This is a genomic window from Burkholderia sp. PR2 (genome assembly GCF_052372875.1).
In the GTDB taxonomy this organism is placed as follows: Bacteria; Pseudomonadota; Gammaproteobacteria; order Burkholderiales; family Burkholderiaceae; genus Burkholderia; species Burkholderia diffusa.
This window is the reverse complement of sequence record NZ_JBQRWH010000001.1, coordinates 1095683-1108875: the sequence shown is the minus strand read 5'-3', so window position 1 is coordinate 1108875 and position 13193 is coordinate 1095683. Positions and strand designations below refer to the sequence as shown.

Here is a 13193-nt window from a genome sequence, read left to right as displayed (position 1 = left end):
CGCCGAAAATGAAATCGGCCGAACTGGAAGTTTGTGTAGGCCGCCGCGACGCGTTGTAGGGTGTTTCCTACAACGCGCAGGAGAAAGAGGCGAGGCCGCGTGCCCGGCGACGCCGGGTGGGGCCCGCGAAGATGATGGCGGGCCGAGGTCCGCCGCCGTGGAATCAGCCAGCCGCGCGCGCGTCCAGCGCGTCGCGAGCCGTGCGGCATGCGGCCAGATCCCACGCGGCGCAGCCGACCGTTTTGAACAGCAGCGGCCCGCTGCGCTCGAAGGCGCCGCGCAGCACGTCGGCGAGCGATGCGACCTGCCGCCAGTCGACCTGCGCGACGATCAGGTCGCCGGCCTCGTGGCGCGCGCCGGCCGGGTCGTCGACGACGAGGCGGCTGTGGCGCACGGTGTCGGCGTCGATCTCGGCGGCATCCGCGGTGAACGCGCCGACGCCGACCACGAGGCGGCCTTCGCGTGCCGCTTCGCGATAGACGGGCGTGCGGCTCGTCGTCAGCGTGACGACGACGTCGATCGCATCGGGAATCGCGTCGCCGTCGAGCGGCACCAGTTGCGGCGCCTGCGCGCGATGCGTGGCGCAGAACGCGGCCGCGCTGTCGGCGCGCGAGCCACGCACGTGCAGGCGCGCGTCCGGAAAGATCGCCGCGAGCGCTTCCGCGTGATTGGCCGCCTGCTTGCCGGTGCCGATCAGCAGGATGTCGCGGGGCGCGGCGCCGTGCAGCGCCTGAATGCCGAGCGCGGTAATGGCTGCCGTGCGGCGCCCGGTGACCGTCGGGCCATCGAGCACGAAGCGCAGCGCGCCCGTCGTCGCATCGTACGCGCTCACCTGGCCGAGGATCGTCGGCAGTCCGCGCGCGCCGTTGCCAGGGCACACGTTCACGAGCTTGTGGCTCGCGAGGTCGCGTGCGCTCGACGGCATCGACAGCATCACGCCGCCCGCCTGCAACGGCACGACCAGGCGTTCGGGGCTGACGATCTCGCCCGCCGCGTATTCGGAGACGGTGTGCGCGAGCGTGGCGAGCAGCGCGGGGTAGTCGAGCAGCGCGGCCGTTTCGGCGGCGTCGAACGCGGGAATCCGGGGGAGAGCGGTCATCGTATCGATCGGTTTCGTGTCGGTGGGCGTGGACGACGGGCGCATGCCGCGCTCGCCACGGAGGCTGCCGAATATCGAGATGGCAGTCATTCTGGATCAAATCTATACCAGTTGATCGTCGGCACGCAAGCCGGAAAAACAAGCGGACCGTCAATTTTGGTTCTAATATCCGTCCAGATGGGCGTCGCGCACGTCGGCGCCGGTATCGCTCCGGTATAGTGCGAACCCGTTTCCCCGTCCACCACCCGCCCGGGCAGGAGCCCCAGATGATGTCCGCACGTCCCGAATCGCTCGAAGCCGGTTTCCGACCGTTGCAGATCTACGAACAGGTTGCCGAGAAAATCCGCGACGAGATCCGCGCGGGGCGCTATGCGGCCGATTCGAGGCTGCCGTCCGAGCGCGAACTCGCGGCGCTGTTCCAGGTCGGCCGACCGGCCGTGCGCGAGGCGCTCGGCGCGCTGCAGAACGAAGGGCTGGTGTTCACGAAGCGCAATTCGGGCACCTACGTCGTGCCGGCACCGCTCGACGTGCTCGCGCAGCGCGGCGACACGCGCAGCGTGCCCGACGCCGACTTCAGTCCGACGTCGACGCTCGACGTGCGGCTCATCCTCGAGCCGGCGATCGCGCGCCTCGCCGCCGCGCACGGGCGCGCCGATCCCGTCGCCGAAGGCTATCTCGCGCAGATGGAAACCATTGCCGACATCGACGATCCGCAGCAGCGGGCGCTGTGGAACGAGAGCGACCGGCTGTTCCACCGGCAGCTCGCGTTGATGACCGGCGACGCGCTGATCGTGAAGATCGCGGAGGAAGTCGCGAAGACGATGGACCAGCCCCTGTGGAAGCGGCTGAAGGACGATGGCATCTACGACGCGGGCCGGATCCGGCTCTACGTGTCCGAGCACCGGCTGATCTACGAGGCGATCGTGTCGGGCGACGCCGATGCGGCCGCCTTCTACGTCGAACAGCACATTCTTCGTGTGCGGCGAGACATCACGCCGAAATGACCTGCATCCCGTCGGTCTGGTCTTAAAAATAACCAAAAGAACAAAAATCATTTTGAAACTGCTTGCGTCATGACCACATGTGTCCTACATTGGTTTCACACAAAACCAATCAGGAGACACCATGCGACACTTCGTTACCGCGCTCTCGGTGGCCGTTGCCGCCGGCGCGCTGACTTCCGCGCACGCGCAGGAAGTCGTGATGATCGGTCATTCGGCACCGCTGACCGGCCCGCAGGCCGCGAACGGCAAGGACAATGAAAATGGCGCACGCCTCGCCGTCGAGGAGCTCAACAAGGCCGGCGTGAAAGTGGCCGGCAAGACGGTCACGTTCAAGCTGGTGTCCGAGGACGACCAGGCCGACCCGAAGGCGGGCGTGCAGGTCGCGCAGAACCTGGTCGACAAGGGCGTCGTCGCGGTGCTCGGGCCGTACAACTCGGGTGTCGCCATTCCGGCGTCGCGCGTATACAGCAACGCGGGCGTACCGATCCTGCCGGTCGCGTCGAACCCGGCGCTCACGCGGCAGGGCTTCAAGAACATCTTCCGGATCGGCGCGAGCGACGAACAGCTCGGCGGCACGATGGCGACTTTCGCCGCGAAGACGCTGAACGCGAAAACCGCCGCCGTCATCGACGATCGCACCGCGTACGGGCAGGGCGTTGCGGAGCAGTTCATGAACGTCGCGAAGGCGAACGGGATCAAGATCGTCGACCAGGAGTACACGAACTCGTCGGCGACCGATTTCCTCGGCATTCTCACCAAGATCAAGGCCAGCAATCCCGACGTGATCTTCCTCGGCGGTTATGCGGCGCAAGGCGCGCCGATGGCGAAGCAAATGAAGCAGCGCGGGTTGCGCGCGAAGCTGCTCGGCGGCGACGGCATCTGCTCGGCCGACATGGGCAAGGTCGCGGGCGAGGCCGCGTCGATCGTCTACTGTGCGCAGGGCGGTGTCGCGCTCGAGAAGACGCCGGCCGGCCGCGAATTCCTGAAGAAGTACCACGATACCTATCACACGGACACGCAGGTCTACGGCGTCAACTACTACGACGGCATGAAGCTGCTCGCCGACGCGATGGTCAAGGCCGGCACGACCACGGACAAGGCGAAGTTGATCGCGCAGTTGGCGAAGTCGAACTACGCGGGCGTCGCGGGCACCTATTCGTTCGACGAACGCGGCGACCTGAAGGGCGCGCCGACCACCGTCTACGTGATCCGCAACGGCCTGCCCGAGCCGTACGCCAAGTAATCCGTCACCGGACGGCGCCGCGGCGCCGTCCTTCGTTTTCACGCCTTCGATCCTCCATGAAAATTTCCCGATCCATTTCCACCGTCGAGGTCCATACCGGCGGCGAAGCGTTCCGCATCGTCACGAGCGGGCTGCCGCGCCTGCCCGGCGACACGATCGTCAAGCGCCGCGCGTGGCTCAAGGAGAACGCCGACGAGATCCGCACGGCGCTGATGTTCGAGCCGCGCGGCCACGCCGACATGTACGGCGGCTACCTCACCGAGCCGGTGTCGGCGAACGCGGATTTCGGCGTGATATTCGTGCACAACGAAGGCTACAGCGACCATTGCGGACACGGCATCATCGCGCTGTCGACCGCCGCGGTCGAGCTCGGCTGGGTGCAGCGCACGGTGCCGGAGACGCGCGTCGGCATCGACGCGCCGTGCGGTTTCATCGAGGCGTTCGTGAAATGGGACGGCGAACACGCGGGGCCGGTGCGCTTCGTCAACGTGCCGTCGTTCATCTGGCAGCGCGACGTGTCGGTCGACACGCCGTCTTTCGGTACCGTGACCGGCGACATCGCGTACGGCGGCGCATTCTATTTCTACGTCGACGGCGCGCCGTTCGACCTGCCGGTGCGCGAAGCGGCGGTGGAAAAACTGATCCGCTTCGGCGCCGAAGTGAAGGCCGCCGCGAACGCGAAATATCCGGTCGTGCATCCGGAGATCCCCGACATCAACCATATCTACGGCACGATCATCGCGAACGCGCCGCGCCATCGGGACTCGACACAGGCGAACTGCTGCGTGTTCGCGGATCGCGAGGTCGACCGCTCGCCGACCGGCTCCGGCACCGGCGGGCGCGTCGCGCAGTTGTACCAGCGCGGCCTGCTGGCGGCCGGCGACACGCTCGTCAACGAGTCGATCGTCGGCACTGTGTTCAAGGGGCGCGTGCTGCGCGAAACGACGGTCGGCGATATTTCGGCCGTGATCCCGGAAGTGGAGGGCAGCGCGCACATCTGCGGGTTCGCGAACTGGATCGTCGACGAGCGCGATCCGTTGACCTACGGTTTTCTCGTGCGCTGAGCGTCGCGTACGGCACCCGGTTGTACCAGGCTTGGCGCGCGGTTCCTTTACGGGGCGCGCGCCTTTTTTGTTGTAAGGATGCGCGATCCGGCGCCGTTCGCACGGGCCCGGGACTGCCGCGGGCCGGTGGGCCGCGCGAGTTTTGGTACGATGCAGCCTTTCCAGCAGATCCCCCACCCGCGTGAATCGCCGAAACGTGTCGTCAGTGCGTGACCTCTGTGCCAAATGGGTCGCGCGCGCCCAACCCGTCGCGGCCGCTGCCGCCGTGCCCGTCAAGCGTGTCCTGGCCATCGCCTGGCGCCATCTCCGTCATCCGACGCGCCGCGGCGTGCTGCGCGCGGCCGCCGCCGTGCCGGCGCTGCTGCTGCTGTACGTGCTGGTGCTGATTCCGTTCACGCCCGGCATCGGCGACATCCGCAAGGCACGCGTCGACCAGCCCGCGCAGGTGCTGTCCGCCGACGGCAAGGTGCTGGCGGAATTCAAGCCGTCGAACCGCGAATGGGTGTCGCTCAAGCAGATCTCGCCGCACATGGTCGACGCGCTGATCGCGACCGAGGACCATCGCTTCTACGAGCACCACGGCCTCGACTGGAAGCGCACGGCGTCGGCCGCGCTCCATACGTTCTCGGGCAGCCGCCAGGGCGGCTCGACGATCACGCAGCAGCTCGCACGCAACCTGTATCCGGACGAGATCGGCCGCGCGCCGACGCTCACGCGCAAGGTGAAGGAGGCGATCACCGCGCTGAAGATCGAGGCCGTGTACAGCAAGGACCAGATCCTCGAGACCTACCTGAACACGGTGCCGTTCCTGTACAACGCGTACGGCGTCGAGATGGCAGCGCGCACCTATTTCGACAAGTCGGCCGACGAGCTCGACGTGCTGGACAGCGCGACGCTCGTCGGGATGCTGAAGGGCAACAGCTACTACAACCCGGTGTTGAACCCCGAGCGCGCGCTGCAGCGGCGCAACACGGTGCTCGGCCAGATGGTGAAGTACGGCAAGCTGTCGCCGGCGCAGTTCGCGCAGTTGCAGCGCCGGCCGCTGCGCATCGATTTCGAGCGCCAGAAGGAACCGCCCGGGCCTGCGCCGCACTTCGCGCAGCAACTCCGCAAATGGCTGATCGGCTGGGCCGACCGCAACGACTACAACATCTACTCGGACGGGCTGGTCGTGCGCACTACGATCGATTCGCGGCTGCAGCAGATGGCGACCCAGGCGCTGACGCTGCAGGCGAACCAGTTGCAGGGCATCGCGAACAACGCGTGGAGCGGCCGCGACGGTTGCGGCACCGACAACGAGGTGTTCCGCACCTTCATGCGCGAATCGCCCGAGTACAAGGCCGCGCAGGATGCCGGCAAGAACGATGCCGTCGCGATGAAGCAACTCGCCGCCGACCGCGGTTTCATGCGCGCGCTGTGCAAGGCGAAGACCGACGTGCAGGCCGGCTTCGTCGCGATCGATCCGCGTGACGGGCAGATCCGCGCGTGGGTCGGCAGCCGCGACTTCACCAACGAGCCGTTCGATCACGTCGCTCAGGCGCGGCGTCAGCCGGGCTCGACCTTCAAGCCGTTCGTCTACGGCGTCGCGTTCGCGAACGGGATGAAGCCGGACGACACCTTCATCGACCAGGCGGTCGAGATTCCGCTGAAGGGCGGCGAGATCTGGCGGCCGAATGACGACGTGCCGCCGTCGGGCAAACCGATGACGCTGCGCGACGCGGTCGCGCTGTCGCGCAACCGGATCACCGCGCAGGTGATGGAGAAGGTCGGACCGGCGGCGGTGGCGCGGCTCGCGCGCGACATGGGCGTGCGCGAAAGTCCGCTCGAGCGCGTGCCGTCGCTCGCGCTCGGCACGAGCCCGGTGACGCTGAAGGAGATGGTCGCGTCGTACGCCACGATCGCGAACGGCGGGCTGTACCTCGAGCCGCAGATGGTGACGCGCATCGAGAACCGCCAGGGCGACGTGCTCGCCGAGTATGCGCCGGCGCCGCCCGAGCGCGCGCTCGACGCCGAGACCGACAAGACGCTGCTCGGCGTGATGCGCGACGTGGTGACGCGCGGCACCGGCAGCAGCATCCGCACGCGCTTCGGCATTCGCGGCGACGTGGCCGGCAAGACCGGGACCACGCAGGACAATGCGGACGGCTGGTTCATCCTGATGCAGCCCGGGCTGGTGGCCGGCGCGTGGGTCGGCTTCGACGACGGCCGCGTGACGCTGCGCAGCGACTATTGGGGGCAAGGCGCGCACAGCGCACTGCCGATCGTCGGCGACTTCTTCCAGCGCGCGCAACGCGCCCGGATCGTCGACGCGAAGCTGAAATTCGATACCGAGCCGTCGCCCGGCTGGTTCGCGTCGGTGCGCGAACGCGTGACGGATCTGTTCGACGGGTGGTTCGGGCCCGAGCCGAAGCAGGCGCCGGCGCCGGTCAGAACGCAGCGCATCGAGCGGCAGCCGGAGGCGGACGCCGCCGCGGCGTCCGCCGCATCGGCTGCGTCGGCGCCCGAGGCGGCATCCGGCGGCATCGTCGAGGAGTGGGTTCCGGCGTCCGAGGTGGCTGCATCGGCCGCCGCGCTGTCGTCGGGCGCGTCGCAACCGCAGGCCGCGCAGCCGGCGGCGGCGGGAGGCAGCGCGACGCCTGCGGGCAACACGGGCGGCGGGGGCCTCGGCTCCGCCCCGGCCGCACCTTCGGCCGTACCGGCTCCGTCGGCGGCTCCGGCTCCAGCCCCGGCGCCGGTTTCGCCCGGTGCGACCAGCGGTTCGGAGTAACGAGACGTTCAGATTTCGCGCGATGCTGCCGTAATAACGTTGTCACGACAGCTCGCGCGGTCGCTCCGCGCCCTTCCGATGCGGCACATCACAGATCACGTCGCGCTCGCGCGCGATGATGTCCCCGCCGGCGTACCGCTCGGCTTCGATCTCTACGATGCGGGCGGCGCCGCGCTGCTGCCCGCCGGCACGACGCTGCACGATCCCGCGCAGCATGCTTTCCTGTTCGATCACTTCCAGCCCGTCCGCCGGCGCGATGACGCCGAGCCCGCCGTGCCGGCGCCCGACACCGTGCCGGGGGCCGCGCGCATGGGGCTGTCGGCCGGCGCCGCGATCGGCATCCGGCGGCGGGTTGGCGCGACCCGCGTGCTGCAGCGCTGCCGGTTGATCGGGATCGGCGCATCGGGTGCGCTGTTCGTCGAGCCGCAGCCGGCGGTCGTGCTCGACTTTGTCCACGGCGACGACGTCGAGGCGGTTGCGATCGGCCGGTCGGCGGTGTCGCGATTCGGCGCGACGGTCGAAGCGGTGCAGTCAACGGGCGCCGCGCCGTTCATGGTGCTTTCGCCGCCGGGCTTCGTCGACCGGCTGCGCACGCGCGCGGAGCCGCGCGTCCAGGTACGGATCGCGGCCCGCTGCACGGGCGGGCCGGTGCACGCGGAGGGTATCGGGATCGTTCGCGATCTCAGCCTGAACGGGCTGTCGATCGCGCTCGACCGGGCGCTCGCGGCGGCCGGCGAACCGTTGCACGTGCAGTTGCCGTATACGGATGAGGATCGTGTCGCGTTGCTCACGCTCGACGGCACGGTGCGCGCGGTGCATGCCGATCCGGTGGTGCCGGGCTGGGCGCTTCACCACGCGGCATTCGACGAAACGGCTGCCGACGACCGGATTCGCCTCAAGGCGTTGCTGTTCGACCTGTCCATGGGGGCCACTGACGCGGATCAGGTTCGCTGATGCCTTGAACGGGGCAAACCTGGCAGCCGCGGCGCGGTTGTCCACCGCCCGGCGAGTCGATCCCCGGGCGAAAGCATGCTGCCGCATATTGGGTTCGGATGCGGCCATAATCCTCTGATGTTTCGACCGAATACGTGGCAATTGTACGGATTCGGTCAACAGTGAATTTGCGATTTAAGTATTTACCCTGATAGGCAAGCCTCCTAGACTTCCATTCATGCGCAATGACTACCGAGTCCGAAGCGCCTGACAAAACAATCTGGAGGTAACGCATCATGAAATCGCTGATCAAGGCAGTTGCACTGGCCGCTCTGGTGGCCGCACCGGTCGTCTCGTTCGCCCAATCGAACCAGCAGCCGCTGACGCGCGCGCAAGTGCGTGCCGAGTTGGTCCAGCTCGAAAAGGCCGGTTACAACCCGAACGACTGGATGAACTATCCGGAAAACATCCAGGCCGCACAGGCAAAGATCGCCGCGGCACAGAACACCGGTGCGCAGGGTGACGCAACGGGTTACGGCCCGAGCCCGGTCGCGTCGTCGCAGTCGGGCCAGCGCGTGGTCGTGCCGGCAGCAGCCGATCGTTCGTCGGTGTACTTCGGTCACTAAGCAAGCCGTTCGCCGCGCGGCCGCCGGGCCGCCTGCAAAGCCGTAGCGAAAAGCCCGCACTCGTGTCGAGTGCGGGCTTTTTTGCGTGCGCGGCAAGCGTGGCGCGGGCTGACAATCCATCGCGTGTGCGCTAGCATCGCGGTCGGCATTGCCACGCTGCGGCGGCCGCGACGGAGGTCGCGCCCATCGGCCGGCGAGGTCGCGCACCGAGGCGCGGCGGCAAGCCCGGCATCACGTTCCACGACTTCAACGAAAACAAACAGGAGCATCCATGCGTGTCTTGACCGGTCTGCTGTGCGCGCTGGCGCTGACGGCGAACGTTGCCCATGCGCAGGCGAATTGTGCCGATGCGACGGATCAGGCGGCGATGACGGCGTGCGCCGATCGCGCGTACAAGAAATCCGACGCGGACCTGAACCGCACTTACCAGGCCGTCACCGCACGGCTGCGCGATGCGAAGCCGCTCGCGGAGAAACTCGTGAACGCGCAGCGTGCGTGGATCGCCTACCGCGACGCCGAATGCAACTTCTCCAGCGCGAACGCCGAAGGCGGCAGCGTGTATCCGATGGTCGTGTCGACCTGCCTCGACGATCTGACCAAGACGCGCAACGAGACGCTGAAGGGTTATCTGTCCTGCGAGGAAGGTGACCTGGCCTGTCCGGTGCCGGGGAAGTAAGGCCGTGCGACGTCCGGCTGGCCCGCACGCCGCGCGGCCGGCACGGTGCGCCTAGACGTCGTCCGCTTCGTCGAGCAGCTTGTGCCGGATCGCGTAGCGGACCAGCGCCGCTTCGTGCGGCATCTGCATCTTTTCCAGAATCCGGGTCTTGTAGGTGCTGACCGTCTTCGCGCTCACGCACAGCGCCTGCGCGATCTCGGTCAGTGTCTGTCCGGCGGCGATCCGGCGGAACACGTCGAACTCGCGATCGGACAGCCGCTGGTGCGGCAGCGTCTCGGCCGGTTCGTTCAGGCTCTGCGCGAACTGCTCGGCCATCGCGAGACTCACGTAGACGCCGCCCGCTGCAACCTTGGTCACGGCGCCGACCAGTTCGGCGCTCGCGCTTTCCTTGGTCAGGTAGCCCGACGCGCCGGCGCGGAACGCACGCACCGCGTATTGCTGTTCCGCGTGCATGGTCAGCACGAGCACGCGCAGCGCGGGCTTCTCGTCCTTGATCTGCTTGATCAGCTCGACGCCGTTGCGTCCCGGCATCGAAAGGTCGAGCACCAGCACCTGCGCGGGCGTCGAACGAATCAGCGCGATCGTCGACGGCCCGTCGCACGCTTCGCCGGCGACTTCGAATGCGGTGGCGTTCTGGAGAATGTGCCGCAGACCGTCGCGCACGAGCGTATGGTCGTCGGCGATGAGCACCTTGATCATGTGAGGGTGGTTTCCTGTTGAACGGTGCCTAGCGGGAACGCGACCGTGATCGAGAAGCCGCGTGCGAGCGCGGTATCGATCGTCACGCTGCCACCCAGCATGTGTGCGCGTTCGCGAATGCCGATCAGGCCGAACGACTTGTCCTCGTGGGCGGTGCCGCCCGGTGCCGCGCCGCGGCCGTTGTCCGCGACGCGCAGCACGCAGAAGCCTTCCTCGATGTCGAGCCGCAGCGCGACGCGCGTCGCATCCGCATGGCGCGCGACGTTCGTCAGCGCTTCCTGGACGATCCGGAACAGCGTGGTCGCGCCGGTGCTGGTGAACGTGAGCCCGCCCGTTTCGATGTGGCGTTCGACGTCGATGCCGTAGCGGTTCGTGAAGTCGTTCGCCAGCCACTCGATCGCGGGCACGAGGCCGAGATCGTCGAGCATCACGGGGCGCAGATCGGCTGCGATGCGCCGCACCGACGCGACGGTCGCGTCGATCAGCCGGCGCATGCCCTGCAGTTGCGACAGCACGTCGTCGTCGGGTTGCGCACGGTTCGGCGTGCGCAGTTGCTGCTCGATGACCGACAGGTCCATCTTCAGCGCGGTGAGCTGCTGCCCGAGGTCGTCGTGCAGTTCGCGCGCGATGCGGGTCTTTTCCTCTTCACGCACGTTCTGCAGATTCGCCGACAGCTCGCGCAGTTCCTCGCGTGACTGCTTCAGCGCATTCTCGGCGCGTTGCCGCTCGGTGATGTCGCGCAGCATCACCGTGTAGAGCTTGCCCGACGCGTCGCGGATCTGCGAGATCGACGCCTCGATCGGGAATTCCTCGCCGTTGCCGCGCAGCCCGAACAGCACGCGCTGACGGCCCATTTGCCGCTCGGACACGCCCGTCACGCCGAACTGGTCGACGTGCTTCGCATGCGCGGCACGAAACCGCTCGGGGATGAAGCGCGACAGCGGCGCGCCGATCGCCTCCATCGCCGATACACCGAATACCTGTTCGGCCATCGGGTTGAAGATCACGACCGTCTGCTTCTCGTCGATCGTGATGATCGCTTCCATCGACGAACGGATGATGCCCATCATCCGCGCCTCGTTCAGGATGCCGCGGCTGCTGGCGCCCGTATCCGCGGTGCCGGCGCGGCCGCGCAGCAACGCATGGACGAGTGCCGCGAACGCGAACGACGCGATCAGCCCTGCGGCGAGCACCGTGCCCGCCGCGCGCTGCGCGCCGGTCGCGCTCGGGCGGCCGTCTGCGGAATAGGCGAGCGTCAGCACGGTCCCGCCGAAATTCAGCTGGTCCCTGCGCCGCATCAGGTCGGGCGATGCCAAAGCCTCGTCGGTCGTCGTCTCGGCGCTCGCGATCGGCCGAGGATCGTCGCCGGCGCTCATCCGCAGGTCGAGCCCGCGCTCCGCGTCGAGCGCGCGCTCGATCAGGCGATTCGGGCTCACCTGCGCGAACAGCACGCCGTCGGCGCCGGTTTCACGGGCGCCGGACTGTGCGGCGGTCGTGCGCGGTGAAGCCGTGGCGGGCAGGAACAGCGTGAGGGTGCGCGCATCGCGGGATGTGTCGTCGTCGGCCGAATGGATGCCGAGTGCGACATCGCCGGTCTGCAGCGCGCGCGCGAGGGGGGCCTGATCCGGCGCACCGAAGCGCACGCCGGCCGAGCTCGGCGCGGGCGCGCCGAGCGTCGCCACCGCGAGCGGGCCGGCCGGCATCGGCGCGTGGCCGGCGAGGGCGCTGCGCGCCGCGGGCGACAGCGGCGCATAGCCGAACTGCCGGATCGGCGAACGCCCGCTGTCGAGCTCGAGTGTGTCGGCATACCGGCGCCATTGCTCGGGCGTCATCTGTGGCGCGAGCGCGAACGCGCCGCGCGTGCTTTCGAGCACGGCGACGGCGGCTTGCAGCTCGTGGCGCAGCATCGCCGTCACGTGCGTCGTGCGTCGTTCGAAGCGCGTATGGACGGCGCCTTGCCACTGCTCGCGAACGAGCAGCGCAACGCCGAGCGACAGCGCCGCGCCCGCGAACAGCGCAACGACGCCAGCCGCGAGCGGCTGGCGTAACATGGTCTGGAAGCGCGTGGGCCCTCGGGCGTCACGCGGCGGGGTTCCACTGGCGGTCATTCGATGGCCATTCTGGTGTCGGGGCCGCCCGTGGCACTCGGGCGGCGCGGTATAACCGGGAAAAATCGCACCGGCCGCGTGCGGCATCTATTTTCAAGATGAAATTGTGCGCGTTTTACACGTTTTTTGTAATAGGGTCAGTTAAAAATGAGATAGCCAGGCGGTGCAGCGGGCGTTCCGGCCGCGATTGACACGCGTCAACCGGTGTGTCCGCACGTGGGGCAGACTGTTCGGCAGGCGAGCCGGCATCGGGCCGGCTTGCGATGACGGGGGCGTCGTTCGCGCGATGGGCGACGGGCTTCCGGTCGGAGGGCGGACCATGTACAAGCGGATTTTCGTCGGGCTCGATGGGGGCCCGAGTGCGCGTCTCGCGCTGAACGAGGCGATCCGGATCGCGGCGGCATCCGGCGGCGAGGTCACGTGCGCGTTTGTCGTCGAGCACCGGCCGCAGCTCGTCGACGTCGATGCGGGCTTCGCGGCCGAACACGACGGCGACGCGGCGGCAGCCGAAGCGGCGACGCTCGTGCTCGACGATGCGAAGGCGGCCCTCGCGCAGCGGCACGTGCCGGGCACCGTGCGCGCGCTCGACGCCTACGGGGAGGACATCGCCGCGGTGCTGATGCGCACGGCGGCCGAGGCCGGCGCCGATCTGATCGTGATGGGCACGAGCGGGCGGCACGGCCTGCGCCGGCTGCTGCTCGGCAGCGTCGCGGAATCGCTGCTGCGCGCGGCCGATCGGCCCGTGCTGCTGGTGCGCCACGACGAGCAGGCCGCGGCGCCGACTGCGTGACGACGCGGTGCGGCGTCGCGCCGTGAGCGGCGGGCAGGCGGCTGTCGCGCGGATGGCAGTGTGACGGCGGTGTGACGGCGGGTGCGGCGGTGCGTCCGCTGCATCGATCGACGTGCCGCCGATATCTTGCGCCGCTGCGTCGCTACGGTGTGATCGCGTAGCGCCGGTTGCGTCGCGTCCCGCA

Annotated in this window: 11 protein-coding genes; 8 read left to right on the top strand and 3 right to left on the bottom strand. The window is 68.4% G+C overall.

Annotated elements, in window-relative coordinates:
* Nucleotides 1-163: 163 nt before the first annotated feature.
* Nucleotides 164-1099, bottom strand: a complete 936-nt coding sequence (lhpI, locus tag ACT2FV_RS04820) for a bifunctional Delta(1)-pyrroline-2-carboxylate/Delta(1)-piperideine-2-carboxylate reductase (RefSeq protein ID WP_444503346.1) — start codon at nucleotides 1097-1099, stop codon at nucleotides 164-166.
* Nucleotides 1100-1365: 266 nt separating this feature from the next.
* On the opposite strand from lhpI, the gene ACT2FV_RS04815 reads away from it, so the two are divergent.
* The 7 genes from ACT2FV_RS04815 to ACT2FV_RS04785 all read left to right on the top strand — a co-directional run bounded on the left by ACT2FV_RS04815 (nucleotide 1366) and on the right by ACT2FV_RS04785 (nucleotide 9412).
* On the top strand, nucleotides 1366-2103 hold the full coding sequence (locus ACT2FV_RS04815) for a FadR/GntR family transcriptional regulator (protein ID WP_059599427.1): 738 nt from the start codon (nucleotides 1366-1368) through the stop codon (nucleotides 2101-2103).
* Between the two features lie 121 nt (nucleotides 2104-2224).
* Nucleotides 2225-3346 (top strand): branched-chain amino acid ABC transporter substrate-binding protein, encoded by a 1122-nt coding sequence (locus ACT2FV_RS04810; protein ID WP_059450263.1) that lies wholly within the window; start codon nucleotides 2225-2227, stop codon nucleotides 3344-3346.
* Between the two features lie 56 nt (nucleotides 3347-3402).
* Nucleotides 3403-4410 (top strand): trans-3-hydroxy-L-proline dehydratase, encoded by a 1008-nt coding sequence (gene lhpH / locus ACT2FV_RS04805; protein WP_444503345.1) that lies wholly within the window; start codon nucleotides 3403-3405, stop codon nucleotides 4408-4410.
* Between the two features lie 196 nt (nucleotides 4411-4606).
* Entirely contained in the window at nucleotides 4607-7177 is a 2571-nt protein-coding gene (locus tag ACT2FV_RS04800) for a penicillin-binding protein 1A (protein ID WP_174919820.1), read from the top strand.
* A gap of 78 nt (nucleotides 7178-7255) precedes the next feature.
* Nucleotides 7256-8131 carry a PilZ domain-containing protein gene (locus tag ACT2FV_RS04795; RefSeq protein ID WP_174919818.1) on the top strand — a complete coding sequence of 292 codons (876 nt, stop codon included), beginning with the start codon at nucleotides 7256-7258 and terminating at the stop codon, nucleotides 8129-8131.
* A 275-nt stretch (nucleotides 8132-8406) separates the two neighbouring features.
* A complete protein-coding gene (locus tag ACT2FV_RS04790; RefSeq protein ID WP_151052432.1) occupies nucleotides 8407-8736 on the top strand; it encodes a DUF4148 domain-containing protein in 330 nt (109 codons plus the stop codon).
* A 271-nt stretch (nucleotides 8737-9007) separates the two neighbouring features.
* Nucleotides 9008-9412, top strand: coding sequence for a lysozyme inhibitor LprI family protein (locus ACT2FV_RS04785; RefSeq protein ID WP_059599432.1), 405 nt, complete (start codon nucleotides 9008-9010; stop codon nucleotides 9410-9412).
* Nucleotides 9413-9463: 51 nt separating this feature from the next.
* On the opposite strand, the gene ACT2FV_RS04780 is transcribed toward ACT2FV_RS04785, so the two are convergent.
* Nucleotides 9464-10111 (bottom strand): response regulator, encoded by a 648-nt coding sequence (locus ACT2FV_RS04780; protein ID WP_059599433.1) that lies wholly within the window; start codon nucleotides 10109-10111, stop codon nucleotides 9464-9466.
* Nucleotides 10108-12219 (bottom strand): PAS domain S-box protein, encoded by a 2112-nt coding sequence (locus ACT2FV_RS04775; RefSeq protein ID WP_444503344.1) that lies wholly within the window; start codon nucleotides 12217-12219, stop codon nucleotides 10108-10110. Before ACT2FV_RS04775 ends, ACT2FV_RS04780 begins: the two co-directional genes overlap by 4 nt.
* Nucleotides 12220-12538: 319 nt before the next feature.
* Between ACT2FV_RS04775 and ACT2FV_RS04770 the strand changes: the two genes are divergently transcribed.
* Entirely contained in the window at nucleotides 12539-13009 is a 471-nt protein-coding gene (locus ACT2FV_RS04770; protein ID WP_124623954.1) for a universal stress protein, read from the top strand.
* Nucleotides 13010-13193 lie beyond the last annotated feature (184 nt).